Source organism: Pseudomonas sp. TE4620, assembly GCF_056279045.1.
This window is the reverse complement of record NZ_JBWBQO010000001.1, coordinates 4,899,622-4,921,167: the sequence shown is the minus strand read 5'-3', so window position 1 is coordinate 4,921,167 and position 21,546 is coordinate 4,899,622. Positions and strand designations below refer to the sequence as shown.

General features: G+C 62.6%; 18 protein-coding genes and 1 pseudogene. 12 read left to right on the top strand and 7 right to left on the bottom strand.

Annotated elements, in window-relative coordinates:
• The first annotated feature begins 19 nt into the window (after positions 1-19).
• The 3 genes from ACZ9A3_RS22880 (at position 20) to ACZ9A3_RS22870 (ending at position 3,233) form a co-directional block, all read left to right on the top strand.
• A complete protein-coding gene (locus ACZ9A3_RS22880) occupies positions 20-1,930 on the top strand; it encodes an ATP-binding cassette domain-containing protein (protein ID WP_195885294.1) in 1,911 nt (636 codons plus the stop codon).
• The gene (locus ACZ9A3_RS22875; protein ID WP_045201021.1) at positions 1,930-2,517 is read left to right on the top strand and encodes a mechanosensitive ion channel family protein; all 588 of its coding nucleotides are present in this window, start codon (positions 1,930-1,932) and stop codon (positions 2,515-2,517) included. Before ACZ9A3_RS22880 ends, ACZ9A3_RS22875 begins: the two co-directional genes overlap by 1 nt.
• Positions 2,518-2,600: 83 nt before the next feature.
• A complete protein-coding gene (locus ACZ9A3_RS22870; RefSeq protein ID WP_045201023.1) occupies positions 2,601-3,233 on the top strand; it encodes a LysE family transporter in 633 nt (210 codons plus the stop codon).
• 51 nt (positions 3,234-3,284) lie between these two features.
• Here ACZ9A3_RS22870 and ACZ9A3_RS22865 read toward each other — a convergent pair whose 3' ends face one another.
• Genes ACZ9A3_RS22865 through ACZ9A3_RS22850 form a run of 4 tightly spaced genes read right to left on the bottom strand, consistent with a single transcriptional unit; the run spans position 3,285 to position 6,419 of the window.
• On the bottom strand, positions 3,285-4,025 hold the full coding sequence (locus ACZ9A3_RS22865; protein ID WP_045201024.1) for a hypothetical protein: 741 nt from the start codon (positions 4,023-4,025) through the stop codon (positions 3,285-3,287).
• Positions 4,026-4,028: 3 nt separating this feature from the next.
• Complete coding sequence (gene lpoB / locus ACZ9A3_RS22860) at positions 4,029-4,616, bottom strand: penicillin-binding protein activator LpoB (RefSeq protein WP_045201026.1); 588 nt, start codon at positions 4,614-4,616, stop codon at positions 4,029-4,031.
• 24 nt (positions 4,617-4,640) lie between these two features.
• On the bottom strand, positions 4,641-5,012 hold the full coding sequence (locus ACZ9A3_RS22855; protein ID WP_045201027.1) for a YcfL family putative periplasmic lipoprotein: 372 nt from the start codon (positions 5,010-5,012) through the stop codon (positions 4,641-4,643).
• 9 nt (positions 5,013-5,021) lie between these two features.
• Positions 5,022-6,419, bottom strand: coding sequence for a COG3014 family protein (locus ACZ9A3_RS22850; protein WP_045201029.1), 1,398 nt, complete (start codon positions 6,417-6,419; stop codon positions 5,022-5,024).
• A gap of 344 nt (positions 6,420-6,763) precedes the next feature.
• On the opposite strand from ACZ9A3_RS22850, the gene ACZ9A3_RS22845 reads away from it, so the two are divergent.
• Both ACZ9A3_RS22845 and ACZ9A3_RS22840 read left to right on the top strand, forming a co-directional pair.
• Positions 6,764-8,662 carry an FTR1 family protein gene (locus ACZ9A3_RS22845; protein WP_476253147.1) on the top strand — a complete coding sequence of 633 codons (1,899 nt, stop codon included), beginning with the start codon at positions 6,764-6,766 and terminating at the stop codon, positions 8,660-8,662.
• Between the two features lie 59 nt (positions 8,663-8,721).
• Complete coding sequence (locus tag ACZ9A3_RS22840) at positions 8,722-9,189, top strand: YaiI/YqxD family protein (protein WP_093378193.1); 468 nt, start codon at positions 8,722-8,724, stop codon at positions 9,187-9,189.
• A gap of 87 nt (positions 9,190-9,276) precedes the next feature.
• On the opposite strand, the gene elbB is transcribed toward ACZ9A3_RS22840, so the two are convergent.
• Positions 9,277-9,945 (bottom strand): isoprenoid biosynthesis glyoxalase ElbB, encoded by a 669-nt coding sequence (elbB, locus tag ACZ9A3_RS22835; protein WP_476253146.1) that lies wholly within the window; start codon positions 9,943-9,945, stop codon positions 9,277-9,279.
• Positions 9,946-10,047: 102 nt separating this feature from the next.
• Between elbB and ACZ9A3_RS22830 the strand changes: the two are divergent.
• A pseudogene (locus tag ACZ9A3_RS22830) lies at positions 10,048-10,686 on the top strand (sterol desaturase family protein); the annotation flags it as partial.
• Positions 10,687-11,187: 501 nt separating this feature from the next.
• Here ACZ9A3_RS22830 and ACZ9A3_RS22825 read toward each other — a convergent pair.
• The gene (locus ACZ9A3_RS22825) at positions 11,188-11,832 is read right to left on the bottom strand and encodes a DedA family protein (protein WP_082075496.1); all 645 of its coding nucleotides are present in this window, start codon (positions 11,830-11,832) and stop codon (positions 11,188-11,190) included.
• 207 nt (positions 11,833-12,039) lie between these two features.
• On the opposite strand from ACZ9A3_RS22825, the gene hemB reads away from it, so the two are divergent.
• Together hemB and ppk1 are read left to right on the top strand one after the other, a co-directional pair.
• Positions 12,040-13,050: a porphobilinogen synthase gene (hemB, locus tag ACZ9A3_RS22820; protein ID WP_213602911.1), complete on the top strand. Its 1,011-nt coding sequence runs from the start codon at positions 12,040-12,042 to the stop codon at positions 13,048-13,050.
• 19 nt (positions 13,051-13,069) lie between these two features.
• Complete coding sequence (gene ppk1, locus ACZ9A3_RS22815; RefSeq protein WP_093378207.1) at positions 13,070-15,301, top strand: polyphosphate kinase 1; 2,232 nt, start codon at positions 13,070-13,072, stop codon at positions 15,299-15,301.
• On the opposite strand, the gene ppx is transcribed toward ppk1, so the two are convergent.
• Positions 15,288-16,790 carry an exopolyphosphatase gene (gene ppx, locus ACZ9A3_RS22810; RefSeq protein WP_045201201.1) on the bottom strand — a complete coding sequence of 501 codons (1,503 nt, stop codon included), beginning with the start codon at positions 16,788-16,790 and terminating at the stop codon, positions 15,288-15,290. The genes ppk1 and ppx overlap by 14 nt on opposite strands.
• Positions 16,791-17,031: 241 nt before the next feature.
• Between ppx and trxA the strand changes: the two genes are divergently transcribed.
• From trxA to ACZ9A3_RS22790, 4 genes are all read left to right on the top strand, one after another.
• Positions 17,032-17,361 (top strand): thioredoxin TrxA, encoded by a 330-nt coding sequence (trxA, locus tag ACZ9A3_RS22805; RefSeq protein WP_045201042.1) that lies wholly within the window; start codon positions 17,032-17,034, stop codon positions 17,359-17,361.
• Between the two features lie 229 nt (positions 17,362-17,590).
• The gene (gene rho / locus ACZ9A3_RS22800) at positions 17,591-18,850 is read left to right on the top strand and encodes a transcription termination factor Rho (protein WP_028942380.1); all 1,260 of its coding nucleotides are present in this window, start codon (positions 17,591-17,593) and stop codon (positions 18,848-18,850) included.
• A 129-nt stretch (positions 18,851-18,979) separates the two neighbouring features.
• On the top strand, positions 18,980-20,446 hold the full coding sequence (gene ubiD, locus ACZ9A3_RS22795; RefSeq protein ID WP_045201047.1) for a 4-hydroxy-3-polyprenylbenzoate decarboxylase: 1,467 nt from the start codon (positions 18,980-18,982) through the stop codon (positions 20,444-20,446).
• Positions 20,447-21,415: a CDP-6-deoxy-delta-3,4-glucoseen reductase gene (locus ACZ9A3_RS22790; protein WP_045201050.1), complete on the top strand. Its 969-nt coding sequence runs from the start codon at positions 20,447-20,449 to the stop codon at positions 21,413-21,415.
• Positions 21,416-21,546 lie beyond the last annotated feature (131 nt).

Here is a 21,546-nt window from a genome sequence, read left to right as displayed (position 1 = left end):
GGTAGACTCCGCGGCCATTATGATCAGACTATCGAACCTCACTTTACAGCGTGGTCCACAGCGCCTGCTAGAAGGCGCCGAGATGACCCTGCACGCCGGCCAGAAAGCCGGCCTGATCGGTGCCAACGGCGCCGGTAAATCCAGCCTGTTCGCCTTGCTGCGCGGTGAGCTGACGCCCGACTCCGGCGACTGCCAGCTGCCTGGCGACTGGCGCATCGCGCACATGCGCCAGGAGGTCGACACCCTCGAGCGCCTGGCGGTCGACTATGTGCTCGACGGCGATGCCCGCCTGCGCAAGGTCCAGGCCGACCTGGCTGCGGCCGAAGCTGCCCACGACGGCACTGCACTGGCACGCCTGCATATCGAGCTCGACAGCGCCGACGGTTATACCGCCGATGCGCGGGCGCGCAAGCTGCTGGCAGGCCTGGGGTTTACCAACGAGCAGATGGACCGCCGGGTCGGCGACTTCTCTGGTGGCTGGCGGATGCGCCTGAACCTGGCCCAGGCCCTGATGTGCCCGTCTGACCTGTTGCTGCTCGACGAACCGACCAACCACCTGGATCTGGACGCCATCCTCTGGCTCGAAGACTGGCTCAAGGGCTATCCGGGCACGCTGCTGCTGATCTCCCACGACCGTGACTTCCTCGATGCCGTGGTCGATCACGTCGCCCATGTCGAGCAGTGCAAGCTGACCCTCTACCGTGGTGGCTACACCGCGTTCGAGCGCACCCGTGCCGAACGCCTGGCGCAGCAGCAGCAAGCCTACGAGAAGCAGCAGGCGCAGCGCGCGCACATGGAAAAGTACATCGCCCGGTTCAAGGCCCAGGCCACCAAGGCCCGTCAGGCGCAGAGCCGGATCAAGGCCCTGGAGCGCATGGAGGAGCTGTCGGCGGCGCATGTCGATTCGCCGTTCGACTTCGTTTTCCGCGAGTCGGAGAAAATCTCCAGCCCGCTGCTCGACCTGTCCGAAGCCCGCCTGGGCTATGGCGACAAGACCATCCTCGAGAAGGTCAAGTTGCAGCTCACCCCGGGGGCGCGGATCGGCCTGCTCGGTCCCAACGGCGCGGGCAAGTCGACCCTGATCAAGAACCTCGCTGGCGAACTGGAGCCGCTCAGTGGGCGCCTGGTACGCGGCGAGAACCTCTCGGTTGGCTACTTCGCCCAGCACCAGCTCGACTCGCTGGACAACAAGGCCAGCCCGTTGCTGCACCTGCAGCGCCTGGCGCCGACCGAGCGCGAGCAGACCTTGCGAGACTTCCTGGGTGGATTCGATTTCCGCGGCGCGCGCATCGACGAGCCGGTGGTGAATTTCTCCGGCGGCGAAAAAGCCCGCCTGGCCCTGGCCCTGATCGCCTGGGAGCGGCCGAACCTGTTGCTGCTCGACGAACCGACCAACCACCTGGACCTGGAAATGCGCCTGGCGCTGACCATGGCCCTGCAGGAGTTCAGTGGTGCGGTGTTGGTGGTCTCTCACGACCGTCACTTGCTCAAGAGCACCACCGATGACTTCCTGCTGGTCGCCGACGGCAAGGTCGAGACCTTCGACGGTGACCTGGACGACTACACCCGCTGGCTGGTCGAGTACCGTCAACGCAATGCCCCGGTCAGCACTGCGCCGGTCAATGCCGACAAGACCGACAAAAAGGCCCAGCGCCAAGCCGCTGCCGCCCTGCGTCAGCAACTGGCACCGCACAAGCGTGAAGCCGACAAGCTCGAACGCGAGCTGGGCACCGTGCATGAGCAACTGGCCAAGGTTGATGCCAGCCTGGCTGACAGCGCCCTGTATGAAGCCGCGCGCAAGGACGAGTTGCGTGAGCTGTTGGCCCAGCAGGCCAAGCTCAAGGTTCGTGAAGGGGAGCTCGAGGAAGCCTGGATGGCCGCCCTGGAGACCCTCGAGGGCATGCAGGCGGAGCTGGAGGCGTTGTCCTGATGGAATCCTTGCAGTTGCCATTGCCGGTGGAATGGATCGCTCCGTTCTGGCTGGGTTTGCAGATCCTGCTGATACTTTCGGCGGCGTTCATCCTGCAGCGCGTGGTTGCCCGTTGCCTCAAGCGCCTGGGCGAGCGCTACCCGTTGCCACCGGAGCTGCTGATGCCGCTGCGTGGTGGCCTGCGCTGGCTGATCATGGGCAGTGCGCTAATCTTCGTGCTCGAGCGCCTGGGGGTTTCCGCCACGGTGCTGTGGACCGCACTGTCCGGGTTCGTGGCGGTTGCCGCAGTGGCGTTCTTCGCCATGTGGAGCGTGCTGTCGAACCTGCTGTGCGCGGTGCTGATCTTTACCGTCGGGCCGTTTCGCATCGGCGATGTGGTGGAACTGGTGGAAACCATCGACAAGCCGGGCGTCAAAGGCCGGGTGGTGGCCATCAACCTGTTGTTCACCACCTTGATCGAACTGCCGGAAGCGGGCGGTGCGCTGGTGCAAGTGCCCAACAGCCAGTTCTTCCAGAAATCGGTGCGGCGCTGGCGCGGTGCCGAAGTGCTGCCGCTGGTGAGCGAGAGCAAAACCCCGGGCAATTGATCGATCGCAGAAAAAAATCGTGGTGATTTTTTCGCCACGGCACTAGCTTAGAGGTTTGTAACAAGTTAGTGCCGAGGTGCGCGATGTCATTGGAAACGTGGTTGGCATTTTTTGCCGCTTGCTGGGTGATCAGTCTGTCGCCGGGTGCCGGGGCCATTGCCTCGATGTCCTGCGGCCTGCAATACGGCTTCTGGCGCGGCTACTGGAACGCGCTAGGCCTGCAGCTGGGCCTGGTGCTGCAGATTGCGATCATTGCCGCCGGCGTCGGTGCCATCCTCGCGGCATCGGCCACCGCATTCCAGGTGATCAAATGGTTCGGCGTGGCCTACCTGGTGTACCTGGCGGTCAAGCAGTGGCGGGCGCTGCCGGCTGACATCAGCGACGAATCCGCCGTGCGCCCGATCGGCAAGCCGTTGAGCCTGGTGTTCCGTGGCTTTCTGGTCAACGTCAGCAACCCCAAGGCGCTGATCTTCATGCTCGCGGTGCTGCCGCAGTTCATCAATCCGCATGCGGCGCTGGTGCCGCAGTACCTGATCATTGCCGCGACCATGGTCACGGTCGATCTGATGGTCATGGCCGGTTACACCGGGCTTGCGGCCAAAGTGCTGCGCCTGTTGCGTACGCCCCGGCAGCAGCGGCGGATGAACCGCACCTTTGCCGGACTGTTCCTGGGGGCTGCGACCTTGCTGGCGACCATTCGCCGCGCGCCGGTGTAGGAAAACAAGCAGCATAAAAAAAGGCGACCCGAAGGTCGCCTTTTTACTTTCTCAACGCAGGATCTGCGCTGGCTCGTCAGGCGGCAGGTTGTTGCGCGCCGGGGTGCGTTCACGCTCCGGCATCGCGCCTACCAGCTGTTCGGCCAGTTGCTTGGCAACGTCCATGCCCAGTTCCTTGGAAACCTCACGTACCACCCGTGGGCGGTTGAGGGTGACCCGAACATCCTGGCTGTTGACCAGCTTGGTGTCCTGGCCCTCACCCATGGCGGTGAACGCCGAGGTGATCTCGTAGGTCTTGGTGTTGATCAGGCTGAAGTCGGCCACCAGGCTCAGGCCGAGGATCGCCGAATAGCTGTTGGTGTTGTCCAGGGAGGTGATATCGCGCTGGAAGTCGATATCCGACAAGGTACCGAACAGCACGTAGTCAGCACCTTTGAAGTTGCCGTTCTTGATGCGGCGGATAACGTCGTAGACGTCAGCCTTGGCATCGGCGGTGTACGGCGTACCCTGGACCAGCTGGAACATCCCGGACTTGAGAATCTCGCCCTTGATGTCGCCGCTGAACTTGCGCAGCTCGGTCTGCTCGATGTAGCTCTCGCTGCTTTCGAACTCGCTGTAGCTCGACGAACCACTGGCGTGGTACATGCTCGCCTGGCTGCTGTTCTGCGCCGAGACCATGTGGATGTACTGCTCCACACGCTCCTGGTAGGCGAGGTCGGTTACTGCGACTTTTGGGGCCGCTTGCACGCTGAACGCGCAAGCCAGGCCCAGAATGCCCATCCATGCACGCATTGCTTAGCGCTCCGTGGTCTTGCGGATTTCTTTCTCGTCCATCCACTCGGCCAGGCCGCTCTCGACATCGATCAGCTGCAGGCTGAACTTGTAGAACACGTCCTTGTAGTCGCTGCTGCGCTTGACGATCGAGCTGATCGAGCCTTCCAGGCGGTACTTGGCGGCGATCATGTTGCCGGTCTTGGCCACGGTGCCTTTCTTGTACAGGCCGCTCTGGTTCTGCAGCTTGAGCTGGTCAACCTGGCTCTGCATCTGGGTGTTGTCGCTGGCGAAGCGGGCGGTGCCGGACTTCATCAGCTGGGTTTTGATCGACGTGGTGATCTCGCGGGTATCGATGTACTCGCTGGTCTTGTTCTTCACGTCATAGACCTGCACCACCGGGCGACCCTGGAGGATGCCGGACTGGGCCAGCGAGCGGGTCATGGACTCGGCGATCATCTGCAGGTCGGTCGAACCGAACTCGTTGGTGACCAGTTCTACGGCCTTGCTGTCGCCGTAGCCGATGTTCTTGCCGCCCAGGACCGGCGACGGGGTGCTGCAGCCGCTGACCAGGGCAATGGCGATGGCGGCGAGGGAAATGCGTGCAATCATGAAAATGTGCTCCTGCAAAAATGATTACTGAGACTGAACTTCGATACGGAAGTCGGTGGCCTGGGAGACCGGGGCAATCGCCGGCAACACGCTGGCCTGCTTGCCATACAGGGTGACGGTCTTCCAGCTCTCTTCATCGGCCACCGGGAAACCGTCGTTGCCCAGCCAGGCGAAGCGGTAGAACAGGGTCTTGTTGCTGCTGCTGGTGTTGTTCAGGGACACCTTGACGGTCAAGAAGCCGTTCTCGCGCGCAACGCGCATCGGGCCGGTCTCGATGTTCTTCAGGTTGCCCATTTTCACCACTTTGCTGGCAGCGCTGCCCGGCTCTGGTGGTGGCGGGGTCGCGCAACCGGCCAGCAGGGCTGTGACGAGAACGGCGAGCAATTTGATACGCATGGCGTTTCCTTAAGGTTGTTTGAGGCTGGCGACGGCCTGGCCAGTGGCTTTTGGTGCCACCTGCAGGGCAGGGCCACCGGCGAAGACCTGGTTGCCGACTACGCGCAGGGTGACCACCTGGAACGGCCGGTCAATCTTCACGCTGACCTGGCTGCCGCCCAGGCTCGAAGGCAGGCTCAACTGGTGTTCGCCCTGACGCAGGCGCACGCGGGCTACCTGGGTTTCATCCGGCAGGGTGCGCCAGGTACGGGTGTCGGCACCTTCGGTGATGGTCGAGGCGATACCCAGTGCCAGGCCAGCCAGCGGGTTGGCGTCGTTCAGTTGCTTTTGCGCCACACCACGAGAGATAGCCCGCACGCTGGTGCGCAGGATGATCCCCGGCATGTCGTCACGCAGGGCGCGGCGGGACATGGCAGTGGTGCTGTTGAGTGCGGTCAGCTTCAGCGAGTGGTCGTTGAGGTAGATTTCGCTGAAATGCGCGGTGGAAGTGTCTTCCTTGATCACCGGGAACGACAGCGGGGTGATCACCAGGTTGCCGCTGATCGGCAGCGGCAGCGGGACGCGCACCGAGTCGCGGGCCGGAGCGAGGCCGCTCTGTATCACGATCAGCACATCGCTTTCAGTGGCTTTCGCCGCTGGCTTGTCCAGGTCGAGCAGGGCTTTTTCCAGCAGCGGGGTGTTCGGGCGCAGTTCGGCAGCCTTGCGGTAGCCCGGTGCGGCCAGGCCTTTCTCACCCAGGGCTTCGTAGACATAGCCAGACAGGTAGTGGCTGAACGCACTCTGGTAGCTGTTCTTGAGGCCCACCACTTCTGGCGCGTCGAGGCTGGCGACCGGGTAACCCTGAAGGTCCTTGTACTCGGTCTTGACGCCTTCTTTCTCGGCCTCTTCTTCGCGCTTGAGGTATTCCTTGTCGCGCAGCTCGGCAATCACCGCTTCGCGCTCGTGGGTCTTCTTGATTTCGGTACGGGCGCCGTCGAAGTCGTTCTGGGCCAGCAGGTTGAGGGCCATCTGCGTGGTCAGCATGACTTTTTCGTAGTCATAGCCTTCGTAGCGGCGCACCTTGTCGTTGACCAGGTAGCTGCCGAACTGGCTCAGGTACTTGTCGGTGTCGAGCTTGACCGACTCTTCCCACTTGAACACCACGTCATCGGCACTGCGCCAGGCCAGCTGGCTGCCGGCCAGGTCGCCCTTGGAGCGCAGCAGCTCGCCTTTCTCGAAGTAGTAGAGAAGGTCTTTGTCCTCACCCTTGTTGTTTTTTTCCAGCAGCGCCAGGGCAGCGTCGACGTTGCCGCTGGTCAGGTGCTGGTTGGTTTCCTGAAGTTCGCTGTCATAGCTGCGAAAGGCCGAGCAACCAGCCAGTTGAACGGCCGCGAGCAGTGTCGCGACGGTGAGGACACGGGATGCCATCTGAATTCTTCTTCCCTGAATTGATGAAAAGCCTGGGGGCGAGAAGGCTGTCATCCCTTTGGCAATATCGCCAAATCCTCTTAAAAGAAGAGCCAAAATTCTGATCCGCTATATAGCGGCGCGGCATTATAAACGCATTTGCTGGCTAAATAATGGCGTTGTGCTTTAGGAATTTGCCGTCGTGCCAGCATTCAGCTATCGGCCGACGAACGGTCGTTCTTTAATCGGGAGGTGTCGCAGGGTATTTGTCACAAAATTTTTCAAGGATTCATCTGGCAAGCCTTGAGCGAACGGCAGTGGAAGTGAACAATGCTTTACCTCGTATTTCCATTTGAGAGTCGCTCATGATTCCCCGTTCCCGCTTACTCGCCTGGCTGCTCTGGCCGGTGCTGGCGCTGAGCAGTGCCACGCTGCTGGCCGACAGCCCCGATGGCGCTGCCAAGGCCCTGCACCTGCTCGATTACATCGGTGCCGATTACCCGGCCACCGTCGAGGCGGGCAAGGTAATCGACGACGGCGAATACCGCGAACAGCTCGAATTCCTCGATGTGTTGCAGGGACTGATCGGCGCCTTGCCGGCACGCGCTGAGCGCCTGGCCCTGGAGCAGGGCGTGGTCAACTTGCGTACGGCGGTCAGCCAACGCCAGGACGGCGCGGTGGTCGCCCGCCAGGCCCGTCAGCTTGGCGCGCAACTGGCGGTGGCCTATGAGGTCAGCCAGGCGCCGATCATTACCCCGGACCCGAGTCGCGGCGCGCCGCTGTATGCCCAGCATTGCTCGGTGTGTCATGGCGACACTGGCGCCGGCGACGGCCCCGCCGGCCTCGGCCTGACCCCGCCGCCGGCCAACCTGCGCAGCCTCGAACGGCTGGATCGCCTGAGCCTGTTCGACCTGTACAACACCCTCGGCCTGGGCATCGAAGGCACCGACATGCCGTCGTTCGCCGACCAGCTCGACGAGCGCCAACGCTGGGACCTGGCGACCTATGTCGCCAGCTTCACTGCCGACCCGGCCAAGGCCAAAGGCGATAAAACCTACAACCTGGCCGACCTGGCCCGCCAGACCCCGGCCGAAATTGAAGCCAGCGAAGGGCCAGAGGCGCTCGCCCGGTTCCGCGCCCAGCGTGCGCAACCGCCGCAGGTCCAGCGCGGCCCGGCGCAACTGCTGGACTACACCGCCAGCACCCTGGACAAGAGCCTGGCGGCCTATCAGGCCGGTGATCACGAGCAAGCCTACGACCTGTCGGTAGCGGCCTACCTGGAAGGTTTCGAGCTGGTCGAAAGCTCGCTCGACAACGTCGATGCCAACGTACGCAAAGACACCGAGAAATCCCTGATGGCCTACCGTCAGTCGCTGCAGGACGGCTTGCCGCTTGAGCAGGTGCAGCAACGCCTGGATGCCGCCAAGGCCAAGCTCAAGGACGCCGCCGGCCTGCTCGGTGGCGATGGCCTGAGCTGGTCGCTGAGCTACATCTCGGGCTTGCTGATCCTGCTGCGCGAAGGCCTGGAAGCGATTCTGGTGCTGGCGGCGATCCTCGCCTTCCTGCGCAATACCGGCCAGCAATCGGCGGTGCGCAGCGTCAACGTCGGCTGGGGCCTGGCCTTGCTGGCCGGGCTGGGTACCTGGGCGCTGGCGGCCTATGTAATCGACGTCAGTGGCGCCCAGCGTGAACTGCTCGAAGGCTGCACGGCGCTGTTTGCCAGCGTCATGGTGCTGTGGCTGGGTGTGTGGATGCACGATCGCCGGCACGCGGCGGCCTGGCAGGATTACATCAAGAGCAGCCTGGTCAGTGGTGGCGGGCGCTTTGGTTTTGCCGTGCTGGCGTTTTTCTCGGTATACCGTGAGCTGTTCGAGGTGATCCTGTTCTACGAAACCCTCTGGCTGCAGGCCGGCCCTGCCGGGCACAACGCGGTACTGGCCGGTGGTGCCACGGCACTGGTGCTGCTGGTGGGCCTGGCCTGGGTGATCCTGCGCGGCTCGGCCAAACTGCCGCTGGCGTTGTTCTTCAGCATCAACGCGGCGCTGCTGTGCGCCTTGTCGGTGGTGTTTGCCGGGCACGGGGTCAAGGCGCTGCAAGAGGCCGGGGTGTTCGGTACCCGGCCGGTGGCGTTCTTCGATTTCGACTGGCTGGGCATTCACGCCGACGCCTATTCACTGGCCGCGCAGCTGGTGGCCTTGTTGGCCATTGCCATCCTTTACGGGCGCAGCCGCCTGGCCGAGAAGCGCCGCCAGCCAGCGGGCTGATTTGAAGGCAAACGGGCGAGCAGGGATACTGTTCGCCCGTTTTGTTGGAAATCTGTGCCATGCGTGTGTGGATCGATGCCGACGCCTGCCCCAAGGCGGCCAAGGATCAACTGGTCAAGTTCGCCCTCAAGCGTCAGCTGGAAGTGGTGCTGGTGGCCGGCCAGAGCCAGATCAAGCCAGCTTTTGCCTGCGTCAAACTGATCGTCGTGCCCAGCGGGCCGGATGCCGCCGACGATTACCTGGTCGAGCACGCGGTGCCCGGCGAACTGGTGATCTGCAGCGACGTGCCGCTGGCCGATCGCCTGGTCAAGAAAGGCGTTGCCTGCCTCGACCCGCGTGGTAAGGAGTTCGACGAGCGCAACATGGGTGAGCGGCTGGCGGTGCGCAACCTGTTCACCGACCTGCGCGAGCAGGGGCAGGTCGGCGGCGGCCAGGCGCCGTATGGCGATCGCGAGAAGCAGGCGTTTGCCAACGCCCTGGACCGCATTCTTACGCGGCTGAGTAGGAGCGGGCTTGCCCCGCGATGAGGTCGGTGATCTCAGCGCATCATGTGGTGCCTGGACGACGACCGCTTCGCGCGCGATCGCGGGGCAAGCCCGCTCCTGCAGGGGTGTTCAGTCATTCTCGTGGGTCAGTTCCAGCACCCGGTCGACCAGTTTGTAGATGCCGCCGGCGGCTTCGCTGATGCTTTTCGCCAGCATGTAGGCCGGGGTGCTGACCAGCTTGCGCTGGGTGTCTTCGACGATGTCATGGACATCGCATTCCTCATGGGTGCCGCCCATCTTGACGATGGCCGCGCTGGTGCCGGCATCGCTGCCAATGGTGCAGACCACGCCGGGGCCGTAGATTTTCGCCGCAAGGGCCGGCGAGATGCAGATCAGGCCGACCGGCTTGCCGGCTTCGGCAAAGGCTTCAGCCAGGGCCAGGACGTCCGGGTGCACGCTGCAGCCTGTGCCTTCAACGGCAAAGTTCGAAAGGTTTTTCGCCGCGCCAAAGCCGCCCGGCACGATCAGCGCGTCGAAGTCCTTGGCGTCGGCTTCGCGCAGGTCCTTGACCTCGCCGCGAGCGAGGCGCGCCGATTCCACCAGCACGTTGCGGGTCTCGGGCATTTCTTCGCCGGTCAGGTGGTCGATCACGTGCATCTGCGCAATGTTCGGCGCAAAGCACTGCACCTGCGCACCGCGCTGGTCCAGGCGCAGCAGGGTGATCACGCTTTCGTGAATTTCGGCGCCGTCATACACGCCACAGCCGGAAAGAATCACAGCAACTTTTTTCTGGGTCATGCTCACTACTCCCGATTCGAGGCGCTAAATGTCCTCTAGTTTGGCAGATGTCGCCATAGGGTTTATGCCATTCCCGGCCTAATCTTGCTGGATAGGCTGGAGATGAAAAGACCCATGGACCTGATCCTTTTGGCGGTACCGTTTTTCATTGTTCTGATCGTTGCCGAGTTGCTCGCCGATCGATTGCGCGGCATGCGGACCTATCGCCTGGCAGATGCCATCAACAGCCTCAGCACCGGCGTGCTGTCGACCACTACCGGCCTGCTGACCAAGGGCGTCGGCCTGGTGACCTATGCGCTGGCCTGGGAGCACCTGGCACTGTTCAAACTGCCGGGCGAAGCCTTGTGGGTGTGGGTACTGGCGTTCGTCGTCTATGACTTTTGCTATTACTGGCTGCACCGTATGGGCCACGAGCGCAACATCCTCTGGGCCGCCCATTCGGTGCATCACCAGAGCGAGGACTACAACCTGTCGACGGCCCTGCGCCAGACCAGCAGCGGCTTCTTGCTGTCGTGGATCTTCTACCTGCCGCTGGCCGTGTTGGGGGTGCCGCCGCTGGTGTTCATCACCGTCGCGGCGCTGAACCTGCTGTACCAGTTCTGGGTGCACACCCGGCACATCCCCAAGCTGGGCTGGCTGGAATGGCTGTTCATTACCCCGTCCAATCATCGCGTCCACCATGCGCAGAACCCTCTGTACTTGGATCGCAACTACGGCGGAGTGTTCATTGTCTGGGATCGTCTGTTCGGCACCTTCCAGGAAGAGGACGACAACGAGCCGGTGATTTTCGGCGTGACCACGCCGCTGGCCAGCTGGAACCCGCTGTGGGCCAACCTGCAGTTCTATGCCCAGTTGTGGAGCGATGCGCGGCATGCCGAGCACTGGTGGGACAAGCTGCGAATCTGGTTCATGCCTACCGGCTGGCGCCCGGATGACGTGGTCAGGAGGTTTGCGCAAGCCAAGCAGGACCTGAGCCGCTTCCAGAAATTCGAGGTGCCGCTGGCCTGGCCGCAACAGTTGTATGTGGCGCTGCAGTTCGCGGTGTACGTGGGCTTGGGCAGTTACTTGATGGAGCACGCCGAGCAGTTGTCGGTGGCTGCCCTGGTGCTGGGCTGCGGCTTGATGGCATTTGGCTTGTTCGTGCTTGGCACGGCCCTGGAGAACCGCCCCTGGGCTTTGCGGCTGGAGCTGCTGCGTCTGGGGCTGAATGTCCCGGCCATGGTCCTGGCCGGGATGACGGGCTCAGGGCCGGTCACTGCCCTGGCTTGGGTCCTGCTGCTTGGCTACAGCCTGCTCAGCCTTTTCGGCCTCTACGGCAGCCGCTTCCTTGCGCGCAATGCGCGCGGCCTTGAAGCGCCGGCGCAGCCACAGGCAGCCACCGAGCACCAGCAGGCCGCCGAGCACCCATAGCTCGTATTTCTTCACGTTGCCCAGCAGGCCTTCGAGAATGGCGCCGAAGTGATAGGCGGCGGCGCCCAGGGCCAGGGCCCAGATGGCCGCACCAATGCCGTTGAGCAGCAGGTAGCGGCGCGGCGGGTAGCCGGACAAACCGATGGCCACCGGCATCACCGTGCGCAAACCGTAGACGAAGCGAAAACTCAGGACCCAGATGTCCGGATGGCGGCGAATGTGCTCCAGCGCACGGTCGCCCATCATCTGCCAGCGCGGTTTGCGTGCCAGCAACTTGCGCCCGTGACGGCGCCCCATGAAGTACCACAGCTGGTCGCCGGCATAGCTGCCGAAGAAGGCCACCACGACCACCAGGTTGATATCCATGTATCCGCGGAACGCAAGGAAGCCTGCGAGAACCAGGATGGTCTCACCTTCGAAAAACGTGCCGAGAAAAAGGGCAAAGTAGCCGAAATCCTGCAGGAATTGTTGGAGCATTTTCTGGGTGCTGGCGAAATGAACGCGCAGCCTAACCCTTCGTGGCCTTTGGGGAAAGTGTCCAAATGTGTCTCGACGTGAACATTTCCTACAAGGACAATGACTGCGTCCTCAAGTCGCAGGGTTGCCCTTGCCTGTCATACAGGCGTCATAATGGCCGCTTATAACTGTCGCGCTCGCCCGCCTGCGCGGGCTCAGGAGTCTGCCGTGAGCTTTACCCCCGCTAACCGTTTGTTTCCTGCCACCCGTCTGCGTCGCAACCGTCGTGACGACTTCAGCCGTCGTCTGGTTCGCGAAAATGTTCTGACTGTCGATGACCTGATCCTCCCGGTGTTTGTCCTCGATGGCGAAAACCGCCGCGAAGAAGTCGCTTCGATGCCGGGCGTCGAGCGTCTGTCCATCGACCTGTTGCTGGAAGCTGCGCAAGAGTGGGTAAACCTCGGGATTCCAGCCCTGGCGCTGTTCCCGGTCACCCCGGTAGAGAAAAAATCCCTCGACGGCGCTGAAGCCTGGAACCCCGACGGCATCGCCCAGCGCGCCACCCGCGCCCTGCGTGAGCGCTTCCCGGAACTTGGGGTGATCACCGACGTTGCCCTGGACCCGTTCACCACCCACGGCCAGGACGGTATCCTCGACGAAGAAGGCTACGTTCAGAACGACATCACCGTCGACGCCCTGGTGCGCCAGGCGCTGTCCCACGCCGATGCCGGTGCCCAGGTGGTCGCGCCATCGGACATGATGGACGGGCGCATCCAGTCCATCCGTGAAGCGCTGGAGCTGGCCGGTCACGTCAACGTCCGCATCATGGCCTACTCGGCCAAGTATGCCAGTGCCTACTACGGTCCGTTCCGCGATGCGGTCGGCTCGGCGCTGAACCTGGGCAAGGCCAACAAGGCCTCCTACCAGATGGACCCGGCCAACAGTAATGAGGCCCTGCACGAAGTGGCCGCCGACCTGTCGGAAGGCGCCGATATGGTCATGGTCAAACCGGGCATGCCGTACCTGGATATCCTTCACCGGGTCAAAGACGAATTCAAAGTGCCGACCTTCGTTTACCAGGTCAGCGGCGAGTACGCCATGCACATGGCGGCGATTCAGAACGGCTGGCTCAGTGAAGGGGTTATCCTTGAATCCCTCACCGCTTTCAAACGGGCGGGCGCCGATGGCATCCTCACCTATTTCGCTGTTCGCGCTGCTCAATTGATGAGAGGGCAGTAACGCCCTTCAGGAACGCTAGATGAATAACGAAGTACTTACCGACGTTGCAGTCAAAGACGCCCAGCCCGTGCCCGAGCAACTGGTCGAGACCCCGCCGGAGCCGCCTGCGGTTGCCGAGCCGGTGGTCGAGGCCCCGGCGCCGGCGCCAGTGGCTGCGCCTGCCATCGTCATTCCCGGTCTGGACGACAGCAGCCTGTACATTCACCGCGAATTGTCCCAGCTGCAGTTCAACATCCGCGTGCTTGAGCAGGCGCTGGATGAGTCCTATCCGCTGCTGGAGCGACTGAAGTTCTTGCTGATCTTCTCCAGCAACCTGGATGAGTTCTTCGAAATTCGTGTGGCGGGCCTGAAGAAGCAGATCACCTTTGCCCGTGAACAGGCCGGCGCCGACGGCTTGCAGCCGCACCAGGCGCTGGCGCGGATCAGCGAGCTGGTGCACGGCGAGGTCGATCGCCAGTACGCGATCCTCAACGACGTGCTGCTGCCGGAGCTGGAAAAGCACCAGATCCGCTTCATTCGCCGCCGCCACTGGAACACCAAGCTCAAGACCTGGGTGCGGCGCTTCTTCCGCGACGAAATCGCGCCGATCATCACCCCGATCGGCCTCGATCCGACTCACCCGTTCCCGTTGTTGGTGAACAAGAGCCTGAACTTCATCGTCGAGCTTGAAGGCATCGACGCCTTCGGCCGCGATTCGGGCCTGGCGATCATCCCGGCGCCGCGTTTGCTGCCGCGGGTGATCAAGGTGCCGGAAGAGGTCGGTGGGCCTGGCGACAACTATGTGTTCCTGTCGTCGATGATCCACGCTCACGCCGATGACCTGTTCCAGGGCATGAAGGTCAAGGGCTGCTACCAGTTCCGCCTGACCCGCAACGCCGACCTGGCGCTGGACTCCGAAGATGTCGAAGACCTGGCCCGGGCCCTGCGCGGCGAGCTGTTCTCGCGTCGTTACGGTGATGCGGTGCGCCTGGAAGTGGCCGACACTTGCCCCAAACACCTCTCCGACTACCTGCTCAAACAGTTCAGCCTGAGCGAGAGCGAGCTGTACCAGGTCAACGGCCCGGTCAACCTGACCCGGCTGTTCAGCATCACCAGCCTGGACAGCCATCCGGAGCTGCAATACACGCCGTTTACCCCGGCAATCCCCAAGCTGTTGCAGAACAGCGAGAACATTTTCAGCGTGGTCAGCAAGCAGGACATCCTGCTGATGCACCCCTTCGAGTCGTTCACCCCGGTAGTCGACCTGCTGCGCCAAGCCGCCAAGGATCCGCATGTACTGGCTGTGCGCCAGACCCTGTACCGCAGCGGTGCCAACTCGGAGATCGTCGACGCGCTGGTCGACGCCGCGCGTAACGGCAAGGAAGTCACTGCGGTGATCGAGCTGCGTGCGCGTTTCGACGAAGAGTCCAACCTGCAGATGGCCAGCCGCCTGCAGGCCGCCGGTGCGGTGGTGATCTACGGTGTGGTGGGCTTCAAGACCCACGCCAAGATGATGCTGATCCTGCGCCGCGAAGCCGGCGAGATCGTCCGCTATGCGCACCTGGGTACCGGTAACTACCACGCCGGCAACGCCCGCCTGTACACCGACTACAGCCTGCTGACCTCCGACGACGCCCTGTGCGAAGACGTCGGCAAGCTGTTCAGCCAGCTGATCGGCATGGGCAAGACCCTGCGCATGAAGAAGCTGCTGCACGCGCCGTTCACCCTGAAAAAGGGCATGCTCGACATGATCGCGCGCGAAACCCAGTTCGCCCTCGACGGCAAGCCTGCGCACATCATCGCCAAGTTCAACTCGCTGACCGATCCGAAGATCATCCGCGCGCTGTACAAGGCCAGCCAGTCAGGGGTGCGTATCGACCTGGTGGTGCGCGGCATGTGCTGCCTGCGTCCGGGTATTGCCGGGGTGTCGCACAACATTCAGGTGCGCTCGATCATCGGCCGCTTCCTCGAGCACACGCGGGTGTTCTACTTCCTCAATGGCGGCGAAGAGCAGATGTTCCTCTCCAGCGCCGACTGGATGGAGCGCAACCTCGACAAGCGCGTCGAGACCTGCTTCCCGGTCGAGGGCAAGAAACTGATCCTGCGGGTGAAAAAGGAACTCGAAGGGTATCTGACCGACAACACCCACGCCTGGATCCTGCAACCGGATGGCCGTTACGTACGCAGCACGCCAACCGGCAACCAGAACCCGCGCAGTGCCCAGGCCGCTCTGCTCGAGCGCCTGAGCAACCCGGTGCTTATCGTACGCTGAGGACGAAGCCGACCCGGGCCAGCCATTCTGCCTCCAGGCCGAAGTCGGCCTGGGTCAGCTGGTTTTCTTCCAGCCAGCCGGCCGGGAACTCGACGTCCAGGCTGTCGCCCTTGGCGTGCAGGGTGACCGTGGGCATCTGCTGGGTGCCGCGGATGTGATGGAACAGGATCGCGAAGCGCAACAGTACGCACAGGCGAATCAGCTTGGCGGCGTCCTCGCCGAATTCGGCGAACTTATCCTTGGGAATGTTGCGGCGATGGCCGCGCACCAATAGCGCCAGCATCAGCTGGTCTTCCCGGGAAAAGCCGGCCAGGTCGGAGTGCTCGATCAGGTAGGCGCCGTGCTTGTGGTAATGGTAGTGGGCGATGTCCAGGCCCACTTCATGCACCTTGGCTGCCCAGCCTAGCAGTTCACGCCAGATGCCGTCTTCCAGGTCCCAGGCTTTGGCCACCTGGTCGAAGGCGTGCAGCGCCTTGCGCTCGACCCGTGCCGCCTGGCCCTGGTCAACGTGATAACGCTCCATCAGCGAGGTCAGGGTGCGCTCGCGCACGTCTTCGTGGTGGTGGCGGCCGAGCAGGTCGTACAGCACGCCTTCACGCAGGGCGCCGTCGCAGTGGTCCATGCGCTGTAGCTCAAGGGCGTCGAAAATCGCTTCGAGAATCGCCAGGCCCGCCGGGAAGATCGCCCGGCGGTCGGGTTTGACCCCGTCAAAATCGATCTTGTCGGTTTCCCCCAGCTTGAACAGCTTGCGCTTGAGCCAGGCCAGGCCTTCGGCATTGACCTCGCCGCTGCCCATGCCGCCGGATTTGAGCGCCAGGCCGATGGCGCGGATGGTCCCCGAGGAGCCGATGGCTTCGTCCCAGGTCAGGCGATGCAGGGCGTTCTCGATGCTCATCAGCTCCAGGCGTGCGGCGGTGTAGGCCTGGGCATAGCGCGCCGGGGTGATCTTGCCGTCGCGGAAATAACGCTGGGTATAGCTGACGCAGCCCATCTGCAGGCTTTCGCGCAGTAGCGGTTCAAAGCGCTGGCCAATGATGAATTCGGTACTGCCGCCGCCGATATCAGCGACCAGGCGCTTGCCTGGCGTGTCGGCCAGCGTGTGGGACACGCCGAGGTAGATCAGGCGCGCTTCTTCACGACCGGAGATGACTTCCACCGGGTGGCCGAGAATGGCTTCGGCGCGGCGGATGAATTCGCCGCGGTTGCGGGCTTCGCGCAGGGCGTTGGTGCCAACGATGCGCACGGCGCCATCGGGCATGCCGTTGATCAGTTGGGCAAACCGCTTGAGGCAGTCCAGGCCGCGTTGCATGGACTCTTCGCTGAGCTGGCGCTCTTCGTTGATGCCGGCGGCCAGCTGAACTTTTTCGCCGAGCCGCTCAAGGATGCGGATCTCGCTATGGTGGGCCTTGGCGACCACCATGTGGAAACTGTTGGAGCCCAGGTCTATGGCAGCGATCAAGGACAGATTCTTGGCTGTGGTTTGCGGCATGGTCATGGGTTCTCGGTCGATAACCCGGCAATCCTGCCACGATCCGGCGCTGGCGCCAACGCGCAGCGTATCAAGGCTTGATATGGGGCAGGTTGTGCGGGAATTATGACTTTCCCGTGACAGCAGCGATATGCGCGGTCATGCACAACTATAGTTACACTCAATCGTTCCTGGCTTCCTGTAGGCAGCCGGTGCAGCTATGATGGGCCACGTTTTTTTGCTTACGACCTTGGAGACTTCCATGAGCAGCGATCTTATCAAACACGTCACCGACGCCACCTTCGAAGCCGAAGTCCTGAAGGCTGAAGGCCCGGTGCTGGTCGACTACTGGGCTGAATGGTGCGGCCCTTGCAAAATGATCGCTCCGGTTCTGGACGACATCGCCGCTACCTACCAGGGCAAACTGACCGTCGCCAAGCTGAACATCGACGACAACCAGGAAACCCCGGCCAAGCACGGCGTGCGTGGCATCCCGACGCTGATGCTGTTCAAGAACGGCAACGTCGAGGCCACCAAGGTCGGCGCGCTGTCGAAATCTCAGCTGGCAGCCTTCCTGGACGCCAATATCTGAGTGAAATTAGCCCCGCATTCGTCGGGGCTTTTCTTTATCTGGTGACTAGACGCCAGAAAAAGCAGGTGTTACATTCGGCCTCGCACTGTTTCTTCGGTGCCCTCTGCACGCCGTCGCCGACGCATCCCTAATTCGAATCAGTACGCGATCCTGTCGCCTTCTTTGCGGCGCGGCTTCATTAAGCCAGAAGCTTAATTCCCCCTTCTTACATGATTACGTCACTCCCCTTATGAACCTGACTGAACTCAAGCAAAAGCCGATTACCGATCTGCTCGAAATGGCCGAACAGATGGGCATAGAAAATATGGCCCGTTCGCGCAAGCAAGATGTGATTTTCTCCCTGTTGAAAAAGCATGCGAAAAGCGGCGAGGAAATCTCCGGTGACGGCGTGCTGGAGATTCTCCAGGACGGCTTCGGCTTCCTGCGCTCGGCCGATGCCTCGTACCTGGCCGGCCCGGACGACATCTACGTGTCGCCAAGCCAGATCCGTCGCTTCAACTTGCGTACCGGCGACACCATCGTCGGCAAGATCCGCCCGCCAAAAGAAGGCGAGCGTTACTTCGCCCTGCTGAAAGTCGACACCATCAACTTCGACCGGCCGGAAAACGCGAAGAACAAGATCCTGTTCGAAAACCTGACGCCGCTGTTCCCTAACGAGCGCCTGAAGATGGAAGCCGGCAACGGCTCCACCGAAGACCTCACCGGCCGGGTTATCGACCTCTGCGCCCCGATCGGCAAAGGCCAGCGCGGCCTGATCGTCGCTCCGCCAAAAGCGGGCAAGACCATCATGCTGCAGAACATCGCGGCCAACATCACCCGTAACAACCCCGAGTGCCACCTGATCGTCCTGCTGATCGACGAGCGCCCGGAAGAAGTAACCGAAATGCAGCGCACCGTGCGCGGCGAAGTGGTTGCCTCGACCTTCGACGAGCCGCCAACCCGCCACGTGCAGGTTGCCGAAATGGTTATCGAGAAGGCCAAGCGCCTGGTTGAACACAAGAAAGACGTGGTCATCCTGCTCGACTCCATCACCCGTCTGGCCCGTGCCTACAACACCGTGATCCCGAGCTCCGGCAAGGTCCTCACCGGTGGTGTCGATGCCCACGCCCTGGAGAAGCCGAAGCGTTTCTTCGGCGCCGCGCGTAACATCGAAGAGGGCGGCTCGCTGACCATCATCGCCACCGCGCTGGTTGAAACCGGCTCGAAGATGGACGAAGTGATCTACGAAGAGTTCAAGGGTACCGGTAACATGGAGCTGCCCCTGGACCGCAAGATCGCCGAGAAGCGCGTCTTCCCGGCCATCAACATCAACCGTTCGGGTACCCGTCGCGAAGAGCTGCTGACCGCCGACGACGAGCTGCAGCGCATGTGGATCCTGCGCAAGCTGCTGCACCCGATGGATGAAGTGGCTGCCATCGAGTTCCTGATCGACAAACTCAAGCAGACCAAGACCAACGACGAGTTCTTCTTGTCGATGAAGCGCAAGTAAACTGTTGCGCTGGGCAAGAGCCGGGGCGACCCGGCTTTTTGCTATCTGTACTTTGGCTATTCTGAGCAGCCGAGTTCGGCGCTACACTCTGCAGCCCGACCGCTACGGCAGCCAATACGAGGCTTTTGCATGCAGTATCGCGATTTGCGCGACTTTATCCGTGGCCTGGAACAGCGCGGCGAACTCAAGCGCATCCAGGTGCCGATCTCTCCAGTCCTGGAAATGACCGAAGTCTGCGACCGCACCCTGCGCGCCAAAGGCCCGGCCCTGCTGTTCGAAAAACCTACCGGCTTCGACATCCCGGTGCTGGGCAACCTGTTTGGCACCCCGGAGCGGGTGGCCATGGGGATGGGCGCCGAGTCGGTCAGCGAGCTGCGTGAAATCGGCAAGCTGCTGGCCTTTCTCAAAGAGCCCGAGCCGCCGAAAGGCCTCAAGGACGCCTGGTCGAAGCTGCCGATCTTCAAGAAGGTCGTGTCCATGGCGCCGAAGGTGGTCAAGGACGCGGCATGCCACGAAGTGGTCATCGAAGGCGATGATGTCGACCTCGGCCTGCTGCCGGTGCAGCACTGCTGGCCGGGCGACGTTGCGCCGCTGATCACCTGGGGCCTGACAGTGACCCGCGGGCCGAACAAGGACCGCCAGAACCTCGGCATCTACCGTCAACAGGTGATTGGCCGCAACAAGGTCATCATGCGCTGGTTGAGCCATCGCGGCGGCGCCCTGGACTATCGCGAATGGTGCGAGAAGCACCCGGGTCAGCCGTTCCCGGTGGCGGTGGCCCTGGGCGCCGACCCGGCGACCATCCTTGGCGCCGTGACCCCGGTGCCCGATACCCTCTCCGAGTACGCCTTCGCCGGCCTGTTGCGCGGCAACCGTACCGAGCTGGTCAAGTGCCGTGGCAACGACCTGCAGGTGCCAGCCACCGCCGAAATCATTCTCGAAGGCGTGATCCATCCGGGTGAAATGGCCCCGGAAGGCCCGTACGGCGACCACACCGGCTACTACAACGAAGTCGACAGCTTCCCGGTGTTCACCGTCGAGCGCATCACTCACCGCAGCAAGCCGATCTATCACAGCACCTACACCGGCCGTCCGCCGGATGAGCCGGCGATTCTCGGCGTGGCGCTGAACGAAGTATTCGTGCCGATCCTGCAAAAGCAGTTCCCGGAAATCACCGACTTCTACCTGCCGCCGGAAGGCTGCTCGTACCGCATGGCGGTGGTGACCATGAAAAAGCAGTACCCAGGACACGCCAAGCGCGTGATGCTGGGTGTCTGGTCGTTTTTGCGACAGTTCATGTACACCAAGTTCGTTATCGTCACGGACGACGATATCAACGCGCGGGACTGGAACGACGTGATCTGGGCGATTACCACGCGCATGGACCCCAAGCGCGACACGGTAATGATCGACAACACCCCGATTGACTACCTGGACTTCGCTTCGCCGGTGTCCGGTTTGGGGTCGAAGATGGGCCTGGATGCGACGCACAAGTGGCCGGGTGAAACCACCCGCGAGTGGGGACGGGTCATCGTCAAGGACGAAGCCGTCACCCGGCGGATCGATGAGCTGTGGAACCAGTTGGGAATAGACTAAATGCAGGTAACCTTGCAGCCGTCCGGGGCCGTGTTGGCGCTCAAGCCCGGAGAAAGGATTCTGGATGCGGCGCGACGCCTGGGCTACGACTGCCCGCAAAGCTGTCGCAATGGCAACTGCCATGTCTGCGCCGCGCTGCTGGTCGAGGGCCGGGTGCGTCAGGATGGCGTCGAGCGTGATCACGGCGAGCTGTTCACCTGCATCGCCGAGCCACTGGAGGATTGCGTCTTGTTGTGGGATGGCGTGCTGGCCCTGGGCGAGCTGCCGGTACGGACCCTGGCCTGTCAGCTCAGCGAGTGTGTCGAAGTCGGCGGCGACGTCTGGCGCGTGCGCCTGCGGGCGCCTGCCGGCAAGCCACCGCGCTACCATGCTGGCCAGTACCTGATGATCGAGCGAGACAGCGGCGACAAGGCTGCCTTCTCGCTGGCCTCGGCGCCGCACAGTGGCCGCGACCTCGAGCTGCATGTACTGGCCCGCGAGAACAGTGCCCTGGAGCTGATCGCTCAGTTGCGGCGCAACGGCATGGCGCGGCTGCAGATGCCCTTTGGTGACACCCACCTGGCCGAATTGCCGGACGGCCCGCTGGTGCTGATCGCGGCCGGCACCGGCATGGCGCAGATGCACAGCCTGATCGAACATTGCCGGGCCAGCGGCTTCAAGCACCCGGTGCACCTGTACTGGGGCGTGCGCCTGCCGGACGACTTCTACCAGATCGAGCACTGGGCCGAGTGGGAGAGTCTGCCCAACCTGTTCCTGCACAAGGTGGTCAGCGACCTGTGCGGCTGGGAAGGGCGCTGCGGCCTGTTGCACGAGGCGGTATGCGAAGACATCAGTGACCTGGCCGGCGTGCATGTGTACGCCAGCGGTTCGCCAAACATGATCTACGCCACCCTCGACGCACTGGTCGACGCCGGCATGGACGCGCATCAAATGCGCGCCGATGTATTCGCTTATGCCCCGCGCAATTGATTGACGGAATAAGGCACGCTGCAACAGCGTGCCGGTTTAAATAACTGCCGGTGCCGCCAGCGGTTATAAGCCACTAATTATTGCCGGCAACGAAAATAACTTTCGCTACACTTGAAACAGTGCACCTGTTA

Excerpts from the sequence above, each read along its gene's own strand:
- ACZ9A3_RS22880 (WP_195885294.1), top strand. The coding sequence starts at position 20 with ATGATCAGACTATCGAACCTCACTTTACAGCGTGGTCCACAGCGCCTG.
- ACZ9A3_RS22875 (WP_045201021.1), top strand. The coding sequence starts at position 1,930 with ATGGAATCCTTGCAGTTGCCATTGCCGGTGGAATGGATCGCTCCGTTC.
- ACZ9A3_RS22870 (WP_045201023.1), top strand. The coding sequence starts at position 2,601 with ATGTCATTGGAAACGTGGTTGGCATTTTTTGCCGCTTGCTGGGTGATC.
- ACZ9A3_RS22865 (WP_045201024.1), bottom strand. The coding sequence starts at position 4,025 with ATGCGTGCATGGATGGGCATTCTGGGCCTGGCTTGCGCGTTCAGCGTG.
- lpoB (WP_045201026.1), bottom strand. The coding sequence starts at position 4,616 with ATGATTGCACGCATTTCCCTCGCCGCCATCGCCATTGCCCTGGTCAGC.
- ACZ9A3_RS22855 (WP_045201027.1), bottom strand. The coding sequence starts at position 5,012 with ATGCGTATCAAATTGCTCGCCGTTCTCGTCACAGCCCTGCTGGCCGGT.
- ACZ9A3_RS22850 (WP_045201029.1), bottom strand. The coding sequence starts at position 6,419 with ATGGCATCCCGTGTCCTCACCGTCGCGACACTGCTCGCGGCCGTTCAA.
- ACZ9A3_RS22845 (WP_476253147.1), top strand. The coding sequence starts at position 6,764 with ATGATTCCCCGTTCCCGCTTACTCGCCTGGCTGCTCTGGCCGGTGCTG.
- ACZ9A3_RS22840 (WP_093378193.1), top strand. The coding sequence starts at position 8,722 with ATGCGTGTGTGGATCGATGCCGACGCCTGCCCCAAGGCGGCCAAGGAT.
- elbB (WP_476253146.1), bottom strand. The coding sequence starts at position 9,945 with ATGACCCAGAAAAAAGTTGCTGTGATTCTTTCCGGCTGTGGCGTGTAT.
- ACZ9A3_RS22825 (WP_082075496.1), bottom strand. The coding sequence starts at position 11,832 with ATGCTCCAACAATTCCTGCAGGATTTCGGCTACTTTGCCCTTTTTCTC.
- ppk1 (WP_093378207.1), top strand. The coding sequence starts at position 13,070 with ATGAATAACGAAGTACTTACCGACGTTGCAGTCAAAGACGCCCAGCCC.
- ppx (WP_045201201.1), bottom strand. The coding sequence starts at position 16,790 with ATGCCGCAAACCACAGCCAAGAATCTGTCCTTGATCGCTGCCATAGAC.
- trxA (WP_045201042.1), top strand. The coding sequence starts at position 17,032 with ATGAGCAGCGATCTTATCAAACACGTCACCGACGCCACCTTCGAAGCC.
- rho (WP_028942380.1), top strand. The coding sequence starts at position 17,591 with ATGAACCTGACTGAACTCAAGCAAAAGCCGATTACCGATCTGCTCGAA.
- ubiD (WP_045201047.1), top strand. The coding sequence starts at position 18,980 with ATGCAGTATCGCGATTTGCGCGACTTTATCCGTGGCCTGGAACAGCGC.
- ACZ9A3_RS22790 (WP_045201050.1), top strand. The coding sequence starts at position 20,447 with ATGCAGGTAACCTTGCAGCCGTCCGGGGCCGTGTTGGCGCTCAAGCCC.